The organism is Ignavibacteriota bacterium, from assembly GCA_016707525.1.
Classification (GTDB): domain Bacteria; phylum Bacteroidota; class Ignavibacteria; order UBA10030; family UBA6906; genus JAGDMK01.
The window spans coordinates 183132-203580 of sequence record JADJHP010000006.1; the positions used below are offsets into that span (position 1 = coordinate 183132).

12 protein-coding genes are annotated in these 20449 nt (G+C 61.3%); 8 read left to right on the forward strand and 4 right to left on the reverse strand.

Going from position 1 to position 20449, the window contains the following annotated elements:
• Positions 1-57 precede the first annotated feature (57 nt).
• The 3 genes from IPI01_11325 to yedA all read left to right on the forward strand — a co-directional run bounded on the left by IPI01_11325 (position 58) and on the right by yedA (position 4478).
• Positions 58-960 (forward strand): polyphosphate kinase 2 family protein, encoded by a 903-nt coding sequence (locus IPI01_11325; GenBank protein MBK7258368.1) that lies wholly within the window; start codon positions 58-60, stop codon positions 958-960.
• Complete coding sequence (locus tag IPI01_11330; protein ID MBK7258369.1) at positions 957-3416, forward strand: zinc-dependent metalloprotease; 2460 nt, start codon at positions 957-959, stop codon at positions 3414-3416. Before IPI01_11325 ends, IPI01_11330 begins: the two co-directional genes overlap by 4 nt.
• A gap of 132 nt (positions 3417-3548) precedes the next feature.
• Complete coding sequence (gene yedA, locus IPI01_11335) at positions 3549-4478, forward strand: drug/metabolite exporter YedA (GenBank protein ID MBK7258370.1); 930 nt, start codon at positions 3549-3551, stop codon at positions 4476-4478.
• An 8-nt stretch (positions 4479-4486) separates the two neighbouring features.
• Here yedA and IPI01_11340 read toward each other — a convergent pair whose 3' ends face one another.
• Entirely contained in the window at positions 4487-4846 is a 360-nt protein-coding gene (locus IPI01_11340; protein ID MBK7258371.1) for a response regulator, read from the reverse strand.
• Positions 4843-6033 carry an aminotransferase class V-fold PLP-dependent enzyme gene (locus IPI01_11345; GenBank protein ID MBK7258372.1) on the reverse strand — a complete coding sequence of 397 codons (1191 nt, stop codon included), beginning with the start codon at positions 6031-6033 and terminating at the stop codon, positions 4843-4845. The genes IPI01_11340 and IPI01_11345 overlap by 4 nt, the downstream gene beginning before the upstream one ends.
• A 219-nt stretch (positions 6034-6252) precedes the next feature.
• On the opposite strand from IPI01_11345, the gene pbpC reads away from it, so the two are divergent.
• The 4 genes from pbpC to IPI01_11365 all read left to right on the forward strand — a co-directional run bounded on the left by pbpC (position 6253) and on the right by IPI01_11365 (position 15392).
• Positions 6253-8559 carry a penicillin-binding protein 1C gene (gene pbpC / locus IPI01_11350; protein MBK7258373.1) on the forward strand — a complete coding sequence of 769 codons (2307 nt, stop codon included), beginning with the start codon at positions 6253-6255 and terminating at the stop codon, positions 8557-8559.
• A 178-nt stretch (positions 8560-8737) separates the two neighbouring features.
• Entirely contained in the window at positions 8738-14167 is a 5430-nt protein-coding gene (locus IPI01_11355) for an alpha-2-macroglobulin family protein (protein MBK7258374.1), read from the forward strand.
• 110 nt (positions 14168-14277) lie between these two features.
• The gene (locus IPI01_11360; protein ID MBK7258375.1) at positions 14278-14499 is read left to right on the forward strand and encodes a hypothetical protein; all 222 of its coding nucleotides are present in this window, start codon (positions 14278-14280) and stop codon (positions 14497-14499) included.
• The gene (locus IPI01_11365) at positions 14496-15392 is read left to right on the forward strand and encodes a hypothetical protein (protein ID MBK7258376.1); all 897 of its coding nucleotides are present in this window, start codon (positions 14496-14498) and stop codon (positions 15390-15392) included. Before IPI01_11360 ends, IPI01_11365 begins: the two co-directional genes overlap by 4 nt.
• A gap of 95 nt (positions 15393-15487) precedes the next feature.
• Here IPI01_11365 and IPI01_11370 read toward each other — a convergent pair whose 3' ends face one another.
• A complete protein-coding gene (locus IPI01_11370; protein MBK7258377.1) occupies positions 15488-15973 on the reverse strand; it encodes an asparaginase in 486 nt (161 codons plus the stop codon).
• Positions 15974-16255: 282 nt separating this feature from the next.
• On the opposite strand from IPI01_11370, the gene IPI01_11375 reads away from it, so the two are divergent.
• Complete coding sequence (locus IPI01_11375) at positions 16256-17476, forward strand: T9SS type A sorting domain-containing protein (GenBank protein ID MBK7258378.1); 1221 nt, start codon at positions 16256-16258, stop codon at positions 17474-17476.
• Between the two features lie 100 nt (positions 17477-17576).
• On the opposite strand, the gene IPI01_11380 is transcribed toward IPI01_11375, so the two are convergent.
• On the reverse strand, positions 17577-20240 hold the full coding sequence (locus tag IPI01_11380) for a T9SS type A sorting domain-containing protein (GenBank protein ID MBK7258379.1): 2664 nt from the start codon (positions 20238-20240) through the stop codon (positions 17577-17579).
• Positions 20241-20449: the final 209 nt, after the last annotated feature.

A 20449-nucleotide genomic window follows, 5' to 3' on the forward strand; every position in this document is an offset into this window, starting at 1 on the left:
AATGTCCTTCGGGCCTAGGCTGGGAGAGACATAGAGGTCGAACAAGCGGAGGACATCGTGAAGATCAAACGCTACAGGATCGACAGCGGGAAGAAGGTCTCCCTGGAGGATTTCGACACCCGGGACACCGGTCCGTACGAAGGGAAGGACGAGGCCGCGGAGGACCTCCGCAAGGATGTGAACCGGCTGGCGGAATTGCAGGATGTCCTGTACGCGCAGAACGTGCATTCCCTCCTGCTGGTGTTCCAGGCGATGGACGCGGCCGGGAAGGATAGTGCGATCAAGCACGTGATGTCCGGCATCAATCCGCAAGGGTGCCAGGTGTACAGCTTCAAGGCTCCCTCGGCTGAAGAGCTGGACCATGACTTCATGTGGCGGTGTATGAAGTCACTCCCCGAACGGGGACGCATCGGCATCTTCAACCGTTCCTATTACGAGGAAGTGCTCGTGGTCCGGGTCCACCCCGAATACCTCAAGGGGCAATCCCCTCCCCCTGAAGCGATCAAGGATTCGATCTGGGAGAAGCGGTACGAGGACATCAATAATATAGAGAAGTACCTCGTCCGGAACGGTACGGTGATCGTGAAGTTCTTCCTCCATGTCTCGAAAAAGGAACAGAAGGAGCGGTTCCTGGAGCGGATCGAGGCCCCGGAGAAGAACTGGAAGTTCTCCATGACGGACGTGAAAGAGCGTGCGCACTGGGACGAGTACATGAAGGCCTATGAGGAGATGCTCGAGCACACCGGCACCCCGTGGGCTCCCTGGTATGTCATTCCGGCCGACCGGAAATGGTTCACTCGCGCCCTGGTTGCCCGGATCATCATCGAGACCCTGGAGGATCTGGATCTGCAGTATCCCGACCTCCCCGAGAAGCAGAAGGCGGAACTTGCAGCCGCCCGCGACGTATTACTCCACGAAGACAGCGTTCAACCACCAACAGGAACGAAGGGAACAGCATGAAACGCGTGTTGATCATCCTCTGCGCAGCGGTGCTCCTTGCCGGTTGCGGCAGCAGCAAGCCCGATGTGGCGGCCGGCGGGCCGCCCAAACCGCCGGAGAAGAAGGAAGGACCGAAGCCTTACGCTGAGATCATCACCAAGGAAGCCAAGTCCGATTCCGGTCTCTTCATCGCGCACCGGATCAAACTGAAGCTCTACTATGAGATCCCCGCGAAAGAGATCGGGAAGGAATTCCTCCTCGTCTCGTCCCAGGAGAAGATCCAGTCCGGCCTCGGGTACGGGGGCGACAACCTGAACTATCAGGTGGTACGCTGGGACCGTTCCGGAGACCGGGTCATCCTGCGCAGCATTCTCTATGCCTCGGTGGCCGCCGATTCCATGCCTGTCTATTATAGTGTGGAGAAGGCGAACTTCGCGCCGATCCTCGCGATCCTCGACATCCAGGCATTCAACCGCGATTCCAGCACGGTTGTTGTCGATGTCACGGACCTGTTCACGGCCGACATGACCGAGTTTGGGTTCCCGCGGCAGGCAAGGGAGCAGCTCAAGATCCGACGCGTCGATCCCAAACGCACCTACATCGAGAGTGTGAAGTCGTATCCCGACAACATCGAAACGCGGGTGACGCTGACGTATGACGCGGGACAGGTGCCCATCGACAATGCGCTCAGCACCATCAGCATGCTGGTCCACCACTCGATGGTGCGTCTGCCGGAGAAGCCGATGATCCCGCGCCTGTATGACGAGCGCGTGAGCTTCTTCTCGAACACGATGTATGACTATGGCCGTCAGGACCACAAGGCCGAGGAGCGCCAGTTCATCGCGCGCTGGCGCCTGGAGCCGAAGGATACTGCGGCTTTCCTGCGCGGCGAACTGGTCGAGCCGGTGAAGCCGATCACGTTCTATATCGATCGGGGTGTACCCGACACGTGGCGTCCGTACCTGAAGAAGGGCGTCGAGATGTGGCAGGTGGCCTTTGAAAAGGCCGGCTTCAAGAAGGCCATCGTTGCGAAGGATCCGCCGTCGGTGAAGGAAGATCCGGACTGGAGTTCCGAGGATGCGCGGTATGCCACCATCCGCTGGCTCCCCTCCGAGATCCAGAACGCGTACGGGCCGCATATCTCCGATCCACGCACGGGCGAGATCCTCGATGCGGACATCGGGTTCTTCCACAATGTGATGAGCCTTGCACGCAACTGGTACATGGTGCAGGCGGGTGCGGTCGACCCCCGGGCGCAGAAGCTGCCGTTGCCCGACGACCTCCTGGGTGAGTTGCTGCAATACATCGCAGCGCATGAAGTGGGACATTCGCTCGGCTTCCCGCATAACATGAAGGCCACATCGATGTACCCGGTGGACAGTCTGCGCAGCAGGACGTTCACCACGAAATTCGGGACCGAGGCATCGATCATGGATTACGGCCGCTTCAATTATATCGCGCAGCCCGGCGATGGGGCAGCCCTGATCCCGATCATCGGCCCGTACGACCTGTTCGCCACCGAGTGGGGCTATCGTCCGTTCATCGGAACGAAGACCCCGGATGATGAGCGTGAAGCATTGAACAGGATCGCCGCGCGGCAGGAGACCGAGCCGTACCTGCGGTTCGGTGATGCCGACGGCACGGACCCGTCAGCACAGACGGAAGACCTCGGCGCGGATGCGGTGGCGTCGACCAGCTATGGCCTGAAGAACATTGCCCGGATCGCGAACTTCCTGTTGCCGGCAACGACAAAGCCGGGCGAGGACTACAGTCTCCTGCAGGAGCTCTACCTTGAGCTGATCGGTCAGCGCAACCGTGAACTTGGCCACGTCGCCAACGTCGTGGGTGGCGTGAACCGCACCCGCCGGTTCGCGGGCCAGGCAGGCAAGGTCTATGAGCCGGTGCCGGCCGCCAAACAGAAGGAAGCAATGGCGTTGTTGTCCAGGGAGGCATTCCGCACGCCGATCGAGGTGTTGAAGCCGGAGATCCTCGCGCTCATCGAGCCAACCGGTGCGGCCGAACGGATCCTGAGTGGCCAGCGGTCGGTGTTGAACACGGTGCTCGACAACCGGCGCCTCGCCAGGATGATGAACGTCCAGGCGCTACCCGGCAATCCGAAGCCGTACAGGATCAGCGAAATGCTGATGGACCTCCGTGCAGGCATCTGGTCGGACCTTGCCGCGGGGAAAGTGACGCCGGATGTGTACCGCCGCAACCTGCAGCGCGTGTATCTGGAGGTCTTCAACGCGAAGCTGAATGCGTCCGTCGGTGCGCCACCGCCCGGATTCCCCGCTGCAATGTGGGCACAGTTCAATCCCGCGTTGCCGGGTGAAGCGCGCGCGATGATGCGCAGTGAACTGTCCGATCTGGATGCCTCGCTGGCAGGGGCCATCGGGAAGGCCGGTGACCGTGAAGTGCGTGCGCACCTGCAGGATTGCCGCTACCGGATCGGGAAGATCCTGAATCCAGACAAGTGATCGCGTTCCAAAGGGATGGATCCTCGGAGGGGCGCAGCATGCTGTGTCCCTTACCGGGGATGGAACATGACACTTCTGTGTATGTATGGATGGTCGTAGGGGCGCAGCATGCTGCGCCCTTACGATTTTGAAATGGGAGAAGAGAGTATCAGTACCGACCAGAGTCCAGCACCGGCGCCGTCCACCTTCAAGATCGTCGCGGCATTCCTGACGATCTACATCGTCTGGGGATCGACGTATCTCGCCATCCGGTTCGGCGTCGAGACCATCCCGCCGTTCATGATGGCTGCGACGCGGTTCCTTCTTGCAGGTGCGGTGCTCTTCCTCTGGGACCGGTACCGCGGTGGGGCGATGCCCACGAGCGCCCACTGGCGTTCCGGGGTCATCATTGGAGGGCTCCTGCTCGTCGTCGGGAACGGCGGCGTGACCTGGGCAGAACAGACCATTCCTTCCGGGGTAACGGCGTTGTTGATCGGCACCGCCCCGATCTTCTTCGTCCTGCTCGATTGGCTGTTCTTCGGAGGCAAGCGGCCGACAGGGCGCATCACCCTGGGCCTTGCCATCGGCCTTGGCGGCACCATCCTGTTGGTCGGGCCGGACCATATCCTGACCGGGGAGGGATTCTCGGTGGCTGGCCTTCTCGTGCTTCTTCTCGCGGAGATCTGCTGGGCTGCAGGGTCGCTCTACTCCCGCCGGGCGATCCTGCCCGCGTCACCACTCATGGCGACGGCGGTGGAAATGCTTGCCGGTGGAGCGATCCTCTTGATCATCAGTACGGTCTCCGGTGAACCGTTCCGACTCGATGTGTCCACGGTCTCGACCGTCTCGCTTCTGTCCCTTGGCTATCTCTTCCTGTTCGGTTCGCTGATAGGATTCACGGCATACGTGTGGCTCCTGCGTGTCGCATCTCCCGCACGGGTCTCTACCTATGCGTACGTCAACCCGGTGATCGCGGTGATCCTGGGATGGACATTGGGAGGGGAGGAACTGACGGTGCGGATGCTCATCGCCGCCGGCATCATCATCGCGGGTGTTGTGATGATCGTGATGTGGAAGGAGTGAGCCGCGGTCTAGAGCTGCTCGATGGCTTTGAGCAAGCGGCTGAGGTCCAGCGGTTTCTGAAGGAAGGCATCGATGCCCGATGCGAGGATGTCCGCCGGGAGATAGAATTGCGAGTACGCCGTGACCATGATGATGGGGAGGTCGGGGCGGGCGGCCTTCGCACGTTTCGAGAATTCGATCCCGTTCATCTTCGGCATATCCAGGTCCACGATCGCCATGTGCACCAGCGATCTGCTCATCACCTCGAGCGCCTGCTCGCCATCCCCGGCTTCCAGGATCTGATACCCCTTCTCCGACAGGATCGTCTTCAGAAGTTCGCGCGCTTCCGGATTGTCGTCGATGACGAGGATGCGGCCGCCGAACTTCATCGGGCACCCGCTTCGCTGCGCGAACGTGCAATGGCATCCTTCAACGCGGACGCGGCGCGCTGCATTTCGTCGGGCGTGTTGTAGAAATGCGGGGAGAACCGGAGAAGCCCCTCACGCACGGCGATGGTCACACCGGCGTTACGCATGTGCACCGCCAGTTCTTCCGCCCGCAGCCCTGCGGGCGGGCGCACGGTGACGATGCCCGCGCGACGGTTCGGATCCGCCGGCGTGACGCAGTGCACTCCTTCGATGCCGGTCAATGCCTGCATCAGGACGCCGGTGATCGTGAGAATGTGCCCCGCGATCGCGTCGACCCCCACCTCCAACAGCATCGTGAGAGCTGCATTCATTGCATGCATTCCGGTGATGTTGAGCGTGCCGCCCTCATATCTCCGGGCCGATCCGTCCAGCTCCTGGTCCAGGTCCTTGAAATTCCACGGTGTTGCCACGGAGAGCCAGCCGACATGCTGCTGGGTGATGCTGGACTGAAGATCGTCGGTCACATAGAGGAAGCCGGTACCCTGCGGCGACATCTGCCACTTCTGTGCACCGGCCGCGAGGCAGTCGATATGCATCGCCTGCACATCGATCGGTACGGCGCCCACGGCCTGGATCCCGTCCACCACGAAGAGAATGCTGCGGTCCCGGCAGAGCGCGCCGATCGCTTCGAGATCTGCACGGTATCCGGAGAGGAACTGCACCGCACTGATGGCGAGGAGACGGGTGTCGGGCCGCAACGCGTGTGCGATGATCTCCGGTGTCACGATCCCGTTCTCCACCTGCATCATATCCACCTGGACACCATGCCGCCGGAGATGAAGGAAGGGGTGAAGGTTCGCGGGAAATTCCGCGTTGTTCAGCAGGATGTGGTTCCCATCGCGCCAGGGCAGCCCGGCCGCGACGATGTTCAGGGCGTCAGAGGTGTTCATGGCGAACCCGATACGCTCCGGCCCTTCGGCGTTGATGAGCCGGCAGACGTTCTTCCGCCATTCCTTGATCATGGGGAGGTCGTCCCCGTAGGTGTCGATCTCACCCGTTGCACGGTTGGCGATATGCGCGGAAAGCGCATTGACCACCGGCGTCGCCAAGGGGCTCGTCGCAGCATGATTAAGATAGACATGCCCGCTGGCAAGGTACGGGAAAAGCGAACGGGCGCGGTCGAGTGTGGTCGGGGGGATCAGGGCCATAAGCAGAGCAGGATCATGCAAAAAAGTACGAAGAAATGTACGGAATTGCAAAAAGGCCGTCTTGACTTCACCTCCGTGTTTGGGTACATTCGGTGACACTTCCGGAGCAGACCATGAGTTCCAACGCCCGCACCCTCCCGGGGGCCAGACCTGTTTTGCCCCGTTGGATGGCGGTCCTTTCCGGCCCCTGTGGCGAGAATGCCTGACGGGGCGCCGCACGTGATACTCCGGAAGACCCTGCGCATCGCGGGTGGCATAGTGGGGGGCATGATCGGCCTGGCGTTCCTCCTGTCCTCCCTTTTCCCCCTTCCGCACCCCAAACCGTATTCGACCCTGATCGAGGATCAGCGCGGCAGGTTCGTCCATGCGTTCCGTGCCCCGGACGGGATCTGGCGGCTGAAAACGTCGCCCGACGAGATCCCGCCGCGCCTCAAGAGCATCCTGCTTGCCCGGGAGGACCGCTGGTTCTCCTATCATCCCGGCGTCAATCCTTTTGCGCTTGTCCGTGCGGTGTACCAGAATCTGAGCAGCGGACGCCGTGTGTCCGGTGCGTCCACGATCACGATGCAGATCGCCCGCATGCTCGAGCCGAAGGAACGGACGGTCGGCAACAAGATGCTGGAGATCCTCCGCGCGTTCCAGTTGGAATGGGCGTACTCGAAGGAGGAACTGCTCGAAATGTACCTCTCGATGGTCCCGCTGGGAGGCAACATCGAGGGGCTGCAATCTGCCGCACTCATCTATTATCAGACCCCGCTCGAGCGATTGAATGTGGCACAGCTGTTCGACCTCATGCTGATCCCGAGCGATCCGAACGGCCTGCGGCCTGACAGGAACGGAGAGGCGTTGGTGCACCAGCGGTTGTCCCAGGCGAAGCGATGGCTGGCAGAGGGCATGCTCACTGAGGCGGATTCCGTCGTGTTGTGGAACACGCCGGCAGCAGCGGAACGCCGGGCGCTTCCGCGTGAAGCGGAACATTTTGCGTTGCGTGTAGCGAGGCGCTTCCCCGGTGCCGCCCTGGTCCATAGTACACTCGATATGGACATCCAGAGAAAGGTCGAGACCCTTCTTGCGAACCACCTCAGGCCGTGGCGGCTGAGCGGGGTGCAGAACGGTGCTGTCCTCGTCATGGAGAATGCGACCGGTGCGGTGCGCGCGTATGCGGGATCCGGTGCGTTCGCGGATGATGCGTCGCAGGGACAGGTGGACGCGGTCATGGCCCTGCGCTCTCCGGGTTCCACGCTCAAGCCGTTCCTGTATGCGATGCAGGTCGAAGCGGGAGAGCTCACGCCTCGCACGGTGCTGCTGGATACTCCGTACGACGCCGAAGGGTTCTATGCGGAGAACTACGATGGCGGGTATGACGGCCTCGTCCATGCAGATGAAGCGCTCCAGCGCTCGCTGAATGTACCGATGGTACGCATGCTCAAGCGCGCCGGGCTTGGCACCTTCGAGGATTTCCTGGCGAAGGAAGGGTTCGTATCGCTGCAACAACAACGCGGACGCCTGGGCCTGAGCATGATCCTCGGTGGATGTGGTGTGCGTCTCGATGAACTGGTACCCGCTTTCGCTTCCTTCCCGCGCGGAGGTGTGTGGCGGCCGTTGCGGTGGCTCGAGGATGCTCCGGTCGACACAGCGCAGGATGTGCAGGTGTTCTCGACGGCCACGGCGTACGTCGTGACACATATCCTCTCGGGCCTTGAACGCCCCGATCTGCCGAACAATTTCGACTATGCGCTCACGCTCCCCAAGGTTGCCTACAAGACGGGGACGTCGTATGGCCGTCGCGATGCGTGGTGCATCGGCTATTCCTCCATGTACACCATCGGCGTGTGGATGGGGAATGTGACGAACCGCGGGAACCCCGATCTCGTCGGGAGCCGCTCCGCGGCACCGCTCCTGCTGGATGTCTTCACATCGATCTCGACGATCTCGGAGAAGGGGATCCTGCGTCCGCCGGCGAGCATCCGGACACGCCAGGTCTGCGCACGCAGCGGCCGTCCGCCCGGCACGTTCTGCTCGCAACTCATCGACGATATGTACATCGATCGTATCTCGTCCACGACACCGTGCACCGTGTGCTGCGAGTTCCTGGTGTCGCCGGACGGCGCCGTGACCTACTGTGCGTCCTGTCTTGGTGCTCATGCGTACAAGCCCGTCGTGTATGCGCAGTATCCTCCCGAACTCGTTCACTTCTGGAAGATGCATGGCGTGAACAAGACGCTGGCTCCGCCGCACGAACCGGGATGTACGCGGGTGTTCGCGGGCGAAGGCCCGACGATCCTGAGCCCCTCCGAGGGGATGACCTACTTCATCACATCGCCCGGGCAGAAGATCGTGCTGCAGGCCGGGTCCAGCGTGGATGTGCAGGACCACCGGTGGTATGTGGACGACACGTATCTCGGGAAGAAGCGACCCGGAGAGAAAGTGTTCGTTGCGCTGGCCCAGGGGTCGCACACGGTCGCCTGCATGGATGATCGCGGGCGTTTGTCGTCCGTCTCCATGACCGTCAAGAGTGCTCTGTAACAACGCGGTGTAATGACGCAAAGAAGGCAGGGACACGAGCGCCAGGACGTACCGTGGAGGGTCGGGTCGCTCTCGCCAAGGCGCCAGATCCCCCCGCCTGTACGGCCCTGGTCTTTTCACCTTTGCGCCTGTGCGAGAGAAAGTGTGCCTCCATATCCAACACCAACAAGGAAGTTCCATGACACGCCACCGCCTCCTCCTGGTGCTCGTCCTTCTCGCCGTGCTTCTGCACAGTTGCGGCGGGCCGGGAACGAACGTCCTCCGCGTCACCTCGACATTGCCCTCGGGCGTCGTGGGGCGCGACCTCATTCTGCCGGTCACGTTCTCCCGCGCGATCGTGCCGATGGATTCCGTGAACCAGTGGACCTCGACGCCGTACGTGACGTTCTCGCCGGGGATCCCCGGCAAGTTCATCTGGGAGGATACCACACGGCTGGTGTTCAGTCCGGACGGCCAGCTTCCGGGCGACGCCCGGTTCACGGCGAAGCTGAATACCGACCTGCTCACGCAGATGTCGGGCGCCACGGGGTTCGATGGGCCTGCCGAATTCTCCTTTGAGACAGAGAGCTTCCGCCTGAAAGGGGCGGAGTTCTTCTATGACCGGATCGGGCAGAAGCGGGAGATCGGCATCCGCGCGAACCTGGAGTTCACGTATGAGGTGAATGCGTCCGATGTGCCCGGGATGGTCACGGTGAAGGTCGACAATGAACAGAGGCCGATCGCGAATGTCGCCACAACCGGCAAGAGCCGCGTGATCGCGGTGGATATCGGGACGGTGACCCAGCTCGAGAAGGAGCGGGTGATCGCGGTGACCTGCTCGGGGGATCTGACCTCGCCGGAGACCGGCACGCGTATCCGTACGGAAGAACCCTTCGTGTACAGGATGCCGCCGCTCGGGGAACTGCAGATCCTCGGGCATGAATTCGGGTCGGATGGGAACAATGGCTGGATCAAGGTCAGGACCTCTCAGGAAGTGGACGCCGAGGTGGCAAAGGCCGGCGTGACCCTGGATCCGGTACGCCCCTTCACCGTCCGGAACGATGGCGACGGGTTCACCTTGCTTGGTTCATTTGAACCGGGTGCGGCCTTCCGTTTGATCGTAAAGAAAGGCCTGGAGAGCGTACTCGGTGGCAAGACGCAGAACGACTACGAAGCCGACGTCGTGATCGGCAACATCGCGCCGTCGTTCGGCTTCGCCTCGTCCAGTGGCATGTACATGATGCTCGGCGGGGCACGCTCCATCGACATCAAGACCGTGAACCTTCCGCAGCTTGCGGTGCGCGTCAGCCAGATCTTCCAGAACAACATCGTCTATCTGTTGGACAACGGCCGCTACTACGATTACTCGTACTACGGCGATGAAGAGGGCGGTGGCGAGTCGTGGGTGAAAAAATACCGGTACTATGTCGGGAATTTCGGGCGGCAGCTCTCGTACGATACGATCAGCGTCGCCCACGTGCCCAACCGGGAGATCACCACGCCGTTCAGTCTTGCCCCGTTCATGAACACCGGATACAAGGGGTTCTATCTTGTGGAGATCGCGAATCCGGAAGAGTCGTGGCGGTCGACCTCGAAGCTGATCTCGATCTCGGATATCGGTCTCATCGCAAAGACCTCGTACAACGAGGTCCTGGTCTTTGCGACCAACCTCGTGACCACCACCCCGATGCCGAACGTGACCATCTCGCTCATCTCGACGACGAACCAGGTCGTTGCCGTTGCGAAGACCGATCCGGACGGCGTTGCCCGCTTCACCGGGATGGCAGAGAAGATGAAGGACTTCCCCCTCCGGATCGTGACGGCCGAAGCGGACAACGATTTCAATTTCCTGCATCTGGACGATTACCGGGTGGAGACGTCGCGGTACGACGTTTCCGGGAGGCGGGATCTTGCAGGGCCATATGATGCGATGCTCTACGGCGACCGGAACATCTACCGTCCGGGAGAGAAGGTGGTCGTTGCCGGCCTCGTGCGCAATCTCTCGAACCCGGTTCCCGCGGGCATGCCCGTGCGCCTGAAGCTGTTCAGTCCGCGGAGCTCGCTCGTGCAGGAAACGCAGCACACGTTGAATGACCAGGGTGCGTTCGAGTCGTCGTTCCAGACATCCACCGCCGCCGGTACCGGCGACTACCGGTATGAGCTGTACACCGGCAGCAATGTGTTCCTTACCTCGTACAAAGTGAGCGTCGAGGATTTTGTGCCCGACCGGCTGCGGGTGAATCTGACGCCGACGCTTGAGACCGCAAGACCGGGTGAGACGGTCGATTATACCGTCCAGGCGACCAACTTTTTCGGTCCGCCGGCTGCAGGGAGGAACTGGGAGTTCGAGGGAGCCTTCACGGTCGTACCGTACGTCTCGAAGAATTTCCCTGAGTTCGTCTTCCGCGATGATGCGGCATCGAACAACGTCGGCGACCCGTTCGTTGCCACCGGGCGGACGGAAAACGACGGGACGGCAGCAGTCTCGATGACGATCCCCGAAGGGCTGTCGACGTCCGGTATCATCCGTGCACGGGCACGGGTGGCGGTGTTCGATGAGTCCGGAAGGCCGGTGTATCAGGTCGCGCAGACCATGGTCTACCCGAAGTCGTACCTGATCGGAGTGAAGAATGCCGGGGCGTACTACGCCGCACCGAACACGCCGCAGAAGGTCCGGATCGTGGCGGTGGATCCGCAGGACCAGGTGCTGAAGGGGTTCACGGCCCAGGTGCAGTTGATCCGGTATGAATGGCATTCCGTATTGCGTCAGCATCCGCAGACCAACAACCTCCGTTATGTGTCGGAGCGGCGCGAGATCCCGGTGCGCACGGACCGGGTCACCATCGGCTCCGGGCCGTTGGAGTATACCTACACCGCACCGCGTTCGGGGGACTACGCGCTGCGGGTGAGCAAGGCCGGTGATGCCGGGTACAATCAGATCGAGTTCTACTCGTACAGCTGGGGCACATCGGACATGACCTCGTTCGAGGTCGATCCTGAGGCGCGGGTGGACATCGTGATGGACAAGAAGGTGTATGCGCCGGGCGAAAAGGCACACATCCTGTTCCAGGCTCCGTTCAGCGGCAAGATGCTCGTGACCGTCGAGAGGAACCATGTCTTCACCCACCAGTACCTCGATGTGGTCAACAATGCCGCATCGATGGACCTGGACATCACGGATGCGCATCTGCCGACGGTCTATGTGGCGGCGGTGCTCTTCCGGAAGATCAACGACCTCAACATCCCGCTCCTGGCCGGCCACGGGTTCGCGCCGATCATGGTCGAGCGGAAGAGCAACAAGCTCGATGTCCAGATCCGGGCCCCGGAGCGGATCCGTCCGCGCGGCAAGCAGACCATCACCGTGGCCGTTTCGGGTGAACCGGGTGTGGCGCTCACGCTGGCCGCGGTGGACGAAGGGATCTGCCAGGTGAAGAACTACAGGACGCCTGATCCGTACGGATACTTCTACGCCCGTCGTGCGCTTGAAACGGACACGCACGACTTCTTCAAGCATCTGTTGCCGGAACCCGACCGCTCGCGGTCGTCCAGCACCGGTGGCGGTGAAGCAGAGATGGGCAAGCGTGTGAATCCCCTCGGCGTGCAGCGCTTCAAGCCGCTCGCGCTCTGGTCCGGCATTCTCACGACTGATGGCAACGGCGAGGCCACGGTGCCGCTGACCATCCCCGAGTTCAACGGGGAGGTGCGGTTGATGGCATTCGCGTACAAAGGCGACAGGTTCGGGTCGGCGGAGAAGGCGATGAAGGTCGCGGACAACATCGTGGTGACCCCGGCCTTGCCGCGCTTCGTGGCGCCGGGGGATTCCTTCAGTATGCCGCTCACGGCGTTCAATACGACGGCGACGGGTACCACGGTGATGTTCGACATCGAGACCTCCGGGCCCGTGCGCACGACGCAGAAGCAGGTGGAACTCGAGGTCGGGGCGAATCAGGAACGGTACACACCGGTGGCGCTCGTTGCCGGTCCGCTCATCGGCGCCGGCACGGTGAAGGTGCGTGCGCGGGCTCTGGGCGAGGTGCTGGAATCTTCGACCGAGCTTCCCGTGCGCCCGGCCGCGCCGTTCGCCACGGATGCGCAGACGGGGTACGTCGACGGCGGGAACAACGTGAGTCTTCAGGTGGGTGATGTCTATCTGCCGGCCGGACGGAAGGCCTATGTGGCGCTGAGCCCGTTCCCGGTCTCCTCCATGGCCGGGCAGTTGAAAGCACTCCTCGGCTATCCGCACGGATGCCTGGAGCAGACGGTCTCCCGTGCGTTCCCACAGATCTATCTGCGCGACATTGCCTCGGTCCTCGCGCCGGGCACATTGACCGGTGGGAGTCCCACGTACTATGTGAATGAGGCGATCACCAAGGTCAGCGGGATGCAGTTGCAGGACGGCGGATTCTCCTACTGGCCGGGCGGGACGGAAGAGAATCCATGGGCGACCGTGTATGCGACACACTTCCTTGTCGAGGCACGCAAGGGCGGGTATGCCGTGATGGATGCCACCTTGTCGTCGGCGCTGGGTGCGATCGCGCGCATCGCCCGCGACAGGAAGACCGAGGACCGTTCCTCTCGTGAAGCGAACAAGTGGGTCGTCCGGCGGATCGCTGCAAAGAGTTCGCTCTATGCGCTCTACGTGCTCGCGCTCGCGGGAAAGCCGGAGCAGTCCGTGATGAGCTTCTACCGCAACGAGCGTTCGTTGCTGACGGCCGATACCCGGTACATGCTCGCCGGTGCGTATGCGCTCGCCGGCGACCGGCGTTCGTACAGCGATATCATGCCCGGTCAATTCGTGGTGGATGAGACAGCGCGTCAGAGTGGCGGCGATCTGGATTCACCGGTGCGCTCGGCGGCGGTGATGCTGAATGTGCTGCTGGAAACGGACCTGAACAGTCCGCATGTGCCGCGCCTCACGGAATACCTCTCGAAGGCGTACCGCACGGATGAATGGTACAGTACACAGGACAACGCCTTCACGTTGCTGGCGTTCGGCAAGGCGGCCCGGTTGGCGACGGCGACGAAAGCCACCGGGAAGGTGAAGGTCGGGGGCAAGGATTATGCCTACGCCGGTGGGACGCAGCGGATCGACTGCGAGCCGTATGGCAAGACCGTCACGATCGCGATCGAGGGAAGTGGTCGTGTGTACTATACGCTGGCGGTCGAGGGTATCCGGACCGACGGCAAGGTGAGCATGGAGGACCGGAATCTGCAGGTGCGGCGCGATCTGCTCAACCGCTCCGGCGGGGTGGTGACGGGGCAAACGGTGAAGCAGAACGACCTTCTGGTCGTGCGCATCACGCTCACGTCGTCGGTGGATCGGTTGGAGTATGTTGCGGTGAGCGACCTTTTACCTGCGGGGCTCGAGATCGAGAATCCACGTCTGACGGAAGCCACGGCGTATCCCTTCATTCAGAACGCGACCGTACCGGAATACATGGACATCCGGGATGACCGTATCAATCTGTACACGAGTTTCCGCGGTGGCAAGCGGCAGCAGGTGTTCTATTACGCGGTCCGGGCGGTCACGGCCGGCACCTTCGTCCATCCGCCGGTCTCGGCAGAAGCCATGTACGATGGCCGGTATTCCTCCAGGGCTGGTGCCGGGACGTTCCGCGTCGTGAGATAGTGAGCAACAATCCGGGCCCGGTTTGCGTACAACTTCTCAGGAAGGGACACACGCACTCCGGGCCCGGCAGTTCAGGCTGCAGCCCACATTGAACATCGAAAGGCAGACCCATGGACACACCGACACCCTCTTCTGCAGGCGAGCGCAAACGTGACCGCGGTAGCGTCATCGGCGGCATCGTCCTTATTGTCATTGGCTGTCTGTTCCTGGCCGACAGGTTCCTGGACGTGAGTTTTGGGGATTTCTGGCCGCTCATACTTGTCGCGATCGGCGGCGCCATGCTGTGGCGTTCCCGCGATGACAACCAACCGCAGCAGGGAGGACAGTCATGAGACCCGGCCGGATCTTCTGGGGAGTGGCACTCGTCTCCCTCGGCCTGTTGGTCCTTGCCGACAAGGCGGGCATCATGACACCGAAGTGGAGTATCGCCATCGGGCTCTGGCCCCTGGTCCTGGTGCTCTGGGGAATCGGACTTCTGGTAGGAGGGAAGATTGTGCGATTGATCACAGCGGGTGTTGCGGGTCTGGTGCTTGCATATTTCTTTGCGGCACTTGTCACCACATCGTTCTGGGACGAGGAGGACGAGGGAGAATTGGCGAATTCCTCCCAGAGTTTCGTGGTATCACCCGACACGACGGTGAAGCATGTGAAGTTCATCCTCGACTCCGGCGCCGGTGCATTCACCATCGCCGATACGTCCACGAACCTGCTCTTCGCTGAAGTGGAATCGAACCTCGGGATGTATGCGTTCGATGAATCTGGCCAGGGCGAAGACCGGACGTATACGATGTCTCTGGAGGGAAAGCGGAAAGGACTCCGCCTGGGCCGGAACAGCAATCAGGTAACGGCGCGCCTCAACGCTGCTCCGGTCTGGGACCTGGAGATGAATATCGGAGCGGCGAAACTGACATGCGATCTGACACCGTTCAAGGTGGAACACCTGGAGATCAACGGCGGCGCCTCCAGCATGAAGATCACGCTGGGCGACCGGTCATCCACGACGAACGTCCATGTCTCCGCGGGGGCCTCCTCGATCACCCTGTATGTTCCGGAATCGGCGGCCTGTGAGGTGGAATTGGAGACGGCGTTGTCCTCCAAGCACTTTCCCGGGTTCACGAAGTCCGGTGAAGGCGTCTACCGCACGGAGAATTTCGGCACCGCAAAGAGCACGATCTCGGTGAACATCGAAGCGGGGGTGTCGAGTATCAAGGTGGAAAGATACTAAGAGTATCGTGATACGGAAGACCACTCCGGGAACGGCGTATGAGCTTTCGTGCATACGCCGTTTTCCTTTTCTGTCCGCTCCGTGGTGTCTCTGCTTCAGTGTTCCTCAAAGACCCCTGTCTTCTTGTTCTTCTTCACGTTGTCCCACGTGAACACCCTCCCGTTCATCACGATGTAGACACCGTGGGGGAGGACCTGGACATAGGCCAGGGCGCTGCCAAGATTGAAGAGACCGTCGGAGCTGCCGAACTTATACGGGACCATTGCGCCGGTGAGGACGATCGTCTTGCCCGTTACTTCCGTGCCCAGCGCGCGTGCGGTCACATCCATCGTATCGGTGCCGTGGGTGATCAGGATCTTCTCCTCGTGCGCCTTCCTGCACTGGTCGAGGATCAGTGAACGGTCCGCATCCGTCATCTCCAGGCTGTCCACCATCATCAACGTGCGAATCGCCACATCGAGTTTGCACCGGCCCAGCGTGAGCATCTCCTGCAGATGGGAGTCCTTGAAAAAGAGTTTTCCTTCGAGTTCGTTGTATTCCTTATCGAAGGTTCCCCCGGTGACAAAGATGCGGATCGGCATGGCGTGATCGCTGGTGGTGGTCGTATCTGTATCCAACTGCCCTTCGAACCTACCCGATTCCCATCAGAAAATCAAGCGCGTACCATTGTAGAAATGTCGGCTCCGGGGCCGTTCGGATGGGTATGATGTGCGTACGTGACCGCGATTACAGCGCCGGCCGGGCGTATCGTGTATATTGACTCCACACATCGGGTGTCTCCCGACACCGCACACAGGTACCATCAGTCATCATCGAACAGTCCGTTTTCAACTGCTTTTCATTCTTCTCAGGAGGGTTCCATCATGCGTACAACAGTCCTGGTCATTCTTGTCGGCCTGCTGACGGTTGCGCAGTCGTTCGCAGGCATCACGCTCGTCGATCGTCATTTCACGGGTGCTCATCCCACGCTCCCCGCGAACTGGGAGCAGGCACAGAACTGGGATTCCACAAAAGCTCCGGGTTTGCTCAGCCGGGTCCATATCGCTTTCGCGTCCCCGTACGTGGCCGTGACTGGGAAATTGTGCGAAGCCTATACCCTGAACATTCACGCTGGCGGGACGCTGGCCCTCAGGAAGTCCGATGCCGAAAGATTCCTGGTCGTGATCAACGACGTGACGGTTGATGCCGGTGGGTCCTGGAAGAAGGATGGCCCGGACGGCACGACAGGCCCGATCGTGGTCGTCGGCGGCGATATCCGGAATAGCGGTACGATCGACCTGAAAGGGGTGAGTACCGGACAGGAGCAGGTGATCCTTGCCGGCTGCAGTCAGAGGCTCAGCGGCAGCGCAGACATCGTGTTCCAGACTCTCCGTTCGTTTGCGAAGTTCACGGTGGATGGTGTGACGGTGTACGTGACCGGCAAGTACTATGGCCCCTGGCCCGCACTGGTGAACGGCGGGCAGTTCATCGTGGGTGAAGCACCACTGCCCATTACGCTGGCCTCCTTCACCGCTTCACCGATCGAGGGTGTGGCGGGTGTCGCCCTTCAGTGGCGCACGGTGACGGAGGTTGATAATTATGGTTTCTTCATCGAGCGCCGTGCGGCGGATGTGGGCATCTTCCAGCAGGTGGATTTCGTCCCGACGCAGGGAAACGGGATCGTGCCGCACGACTATATGTTCACCGATGGTTCGGTGGCCAGCGGTACGTGGTACTACCGGTTGCGTCAGGTGGACCTGAACGGGGACGAATCGACGACGGAAGAGGTACGGGTGGAGATCGCGGGAGTCACGGACGTGGCGACGGATGCCGTGCCGGCAGGGTTCGGGCTGCAGCAGAACTATCCGAATCCGTTCAATCCGGAGACCGCCATTTCCTTCACCGTGGCGGCAGCGGGGACCGCGAAGCTTGTGGTGTATGATGCGATCGGCCGTGAGGTTGCAACGCTCTTTGACGGCGTTGCCGAGCCGGGAAGGCTGTACAATGTGCGGTTCAATGGAGCGGGGTTGTCAAGTGGTATGTACTTCTACCGGTTGAACGCGGGTGCGCAGGTGGACATGAAGCGCATGGTGCTCGCCCGGTAGCGTCCCGCGCGGAGAGCGGCACCCTCCGCAACAGCAACGCCGGGCCATGCACACCTTCCTCATGGCCCGGCGTCCGCTGTTCACATCACACCCGCCGAAGTTACTTCACCAGAAGCATCTTCCGCAGTTCAACGAACGGTTTGTCGCCGCCGGCTGATTGCGCCTGCAGGCGGTAGAAGTACACGCCGCTTGCCACGCGTGCACCGTCGGTGTTCGTGCTGTTCCAGGTCACCACCTGATACCCGGCACCCATGTCCCCATTCACCAGCCTCGCGACCTCACGGCCGAGTGCATCATAGACCGTCAGGCGCACGGATGCTGCGGCCGGCAGGCCGAAGCGGATCGTCGTGCTGGGGTTGAAGGGATTCGGATAGTTCTGATCCAGCGAGAACTGCGTCGGCACTGCGAGGCGGCCATCCACATCGGTGATGGTTCCACGGACGAGCGTCACATGCACCGTATCGATGCACAGTTGGATCGGGTTCGTCGGATCCTTTGTTGCTACCGACCACTTCAGCAGCACCGAATCCGCCGCGCCCAGGTAGGTCAGAAGCTGCTTGCCGGTGCGGACAAGGAACGTATCCTTTGCTGCGGTGCCTGTCGGGACCGCGGCGGAACCGACCGGGAGCCACTGATAGATCAGATTGTCGCCGTTCAGGTCGACCGCTGCACGCCAGCGGAAGGTCACCGTCTGCGCGGTGTCATTCAGAACCACACGCGACGTATGGGCCGGGCTCAGCAGTGAGAAGTACCGGTTCGGCGGCGCATTGATGCCGCCGGTGATATCGGTGACCCAGCTCGGGGTGATCTGATAACCGTCGTTGTACACAGCGCTGGCTGATGTGTACTGGGTGGCGACACCCTGGACGCTCATCGGGTAGACCGGCTCCGTCGTGCCGTCCAAATCCATATCCTGATCGATGCGCAGGAGGAGATCCCGGACGCCGTCGGTGATGGTCATGTTCGCATCGGCGCCAGTTGCGGGCCACGCAACGGATGTTGCGGTCTTGGCGACGCCGATGAACTTGATCAGTTCACTCTCATAGTTTTCCGCGTTCGCGAGGTAGTGCGGGAGAGTGAGCACTTGTGGTGTGACCGCATTGTTCGAATCGAGCAGTTGGACGTCCGCCATGTTGACGATGTTCAGCTGCGTCGTGCCGCGATTCTGTCCGACCACACCCTTCACGACCAGGCGATCGCCGAACTTGTAGACCGGTCCGCCGCCCGTCACGCTCCCCTTCGTCACGTTGATCCCGCCCGTGGCATCCTGGATGAAGTACTGGAAGCGGTTCGCGCTGGCCGTGGGATTCATGGAGGTGACCGTACCGATCACCGTGACCGTGTCGCCCATGCGGTCCGGCCTGAATGGGTCGACCGACTGGATCCGCACGGCGGCGATGGTCTCGGAGATGATGACCTTAATCTTCTCATGCGCGTCGGTCGTGAAGCTGTTCGGACCCGTCGGCGGCGAGATCAGGACCGTTTCCTCGTTGGAGTTCTCGAAGTAGATGACGTTCCCTACGGCGTCCACGGCGATGTCGGAGCGTGCCCCGGTCATGTTGTTCTGCTTGTCCTTGTACACCGTGTCCAGGACCGGCGACCCGCTGTAGAGGTTCTTGATGACATAGATGTTCTGCTTCACATTGGCGTCGCTGGCCTTGCGGCGGGCGATGGTGAAATAGAGCATGTCATCGCTGCCCAGGGAATCCTTGCCATGGGCCAATGCCATCGTATTGCCGCGACCGCTGTCCACGGTCACCGTCCACTGCGCATCAGCGAGCTTCTTTGACGAGGTCCCGTCCCATCCGGCGAAATTGAACATTGCCACGCCCGGTGCGATGTTGTCCTTCGCACCGTAGAAGGATGCGAAGATGACGGAGTCGCCGCCGAACTGCACGTCCCAGAAGACGACAGTGGAATCGCCGTCGATGGCGATCGTCTTCGGCTGGAACCACGTGCTGGCGCCGATGGGCATGAAGTACACTTTGCTGTTGCCGGCGACGGCCATGACGCGGCTGCTGCCCGTACCGCCGATCGCAAGGCCTTCCAGATTGGTCGTGTACCCGCCCGAGTCGACCAAGACCACGTTCAACGTGTCTGTATGGTAGCGGAAGATCTGCTTGTTGTCGCGTCCGATCAGGTAGACATATCCTTCCTCATCAGCTTCGGAGGAATACCGGAGGTTCGCCGGTCCAACGATCGCGCCGGTGTTGTTGAGCTTTGCGACGCCCTTGCTGTTGCCCCACAGACGTCCATCCGCCGAGTGGCGTGCGATGCCGGTGGCGTAGCCGCCGTTGTCAGCGGCATAGATGAATCCAAAATTCTTCAGCGAGGAATTCCGGATGGCGGTCACGCCACGGGTAAAGATCGACGGCTGATCGTAGAAGATCTCGGTGTACGTGCTGTACCCCTTATCGAACGCGGAGATCTTGATGGAGTAGTCGCCGGATGCGACCGGCGTCCCCTGGAAGTTGTTGCCGTCCCACACCACGAGCGTGTCGCCGGACGGGAGATCGGTGGCCTTGATCGTCCGGATGTTGATCATGCCGGAATAGATCTGGACCAGCACGGAGTCCGCGTGGTCCGACAGCACGAACCGGACCGCGGCACCTGTCCCGTCGTTGAACTTGGCGTCGAAGGGATCAGTGGATGCCGGCTGGGTCACGCGAATATTGTGTGCAAACGTGTCTGCAACTGCCTGCTGCGTTGGCGCAAAGAGCATAAGCGCCAGTGCAGCCAGGCACAATCGAGTGAAGATCTTCATGGGTTTCTCCTGTGAAATGAGGAAGGTAGTTGACCCTTTCAAGTTAGCAATCACGGGAAGAAAGGCAAGGTTGGCCCTTCCAGATTTGTGTTCCATGGGTGCGGCGGGCTTGACATTCCCCGCGATGAGTGGTATCATAAGAATACCTGTATCACGTGCGCACCCGCCGCGGACGCGAGCGGCATCGGGGGCATCCTCTTCTCACCGGG

What these genes read in the sequence shown, in the direction of transcription:
- IPI01_11375 (MBK7258378.1), top strand. Translation starts at nt 16,256, where the DNA reads ATGCGTACAACAGTCCTGGTCATTCTTGTCGGCCTGCTGACGGTTGCG.
- IPI01_11370 (MBK7258377.1), bottom strand. Translation starts at nt 15,973, where the DNA reads ATGCCGATCCGCATCTTTGTCACCGGGGGAACCTTCGATAAGGAATAC.
- IPI01_11360 (MBK7258375.1), top strand. Translation starts at nt 14,278, where the DNA reads ATGGACACACCGACACCCTCTTCTGCAGGCGAGCGCAAACGTGACCGC.
- IPI01_11380 (MBK7258379.1), bottom strand. Translation starts at nt 20,240, where the DNA reads ATGAAGATCTTCACTCGATTGTGCCTGGCTGCACTGGCGCTTATGCTC.
- IPI01_11330 (MBK7258369.1), top strand. Translation starts at nt 957, where the DNA reads ATGAAACGCGTGTTGATCATCCTCTGCGCAGCGGTGCTCCTTGCCGGT.
- IPI01_11340 (MBK7258371.1), bottom strand. Translation starts at nt 4,846, where the DNA reads ATGAAGTTCGGCGGCCGCATCCTCGTCATCGACGACAATCCGGAAGCG.
- IPI01_11355 (MBK7258374.1), top strand. Translation starts at nt 8,738, where the DNA reads ATGACACGCCACCGCCTCCTCCTGGTGCTCGTCCTTCTCGCCGTGCTT.
- IPI01_11365 (MBK7258376.1), top strand. Translation starts at nt 14,496, where the DNA reads ATGAGACCCGGCCGGATCTTCTGGGGAGTGGCACTCGTCTCCCTCGGC.
- IPI01_11345 (MBK7258372.1), bottom strand. Translation starts at nt 6,033, where the DNA reads ATGGCCCTGATCCCCCCGACCACACTCGACCGCGCCCGTTCGCTTTTC.
- yedA (MBK7258370.1), top strand. Translation starts at nt 3,549, where the DNA reads ATGGGAGAAGAGAGTATCAGTACCGACCAGAGTCCAGCACCGGCGCCG.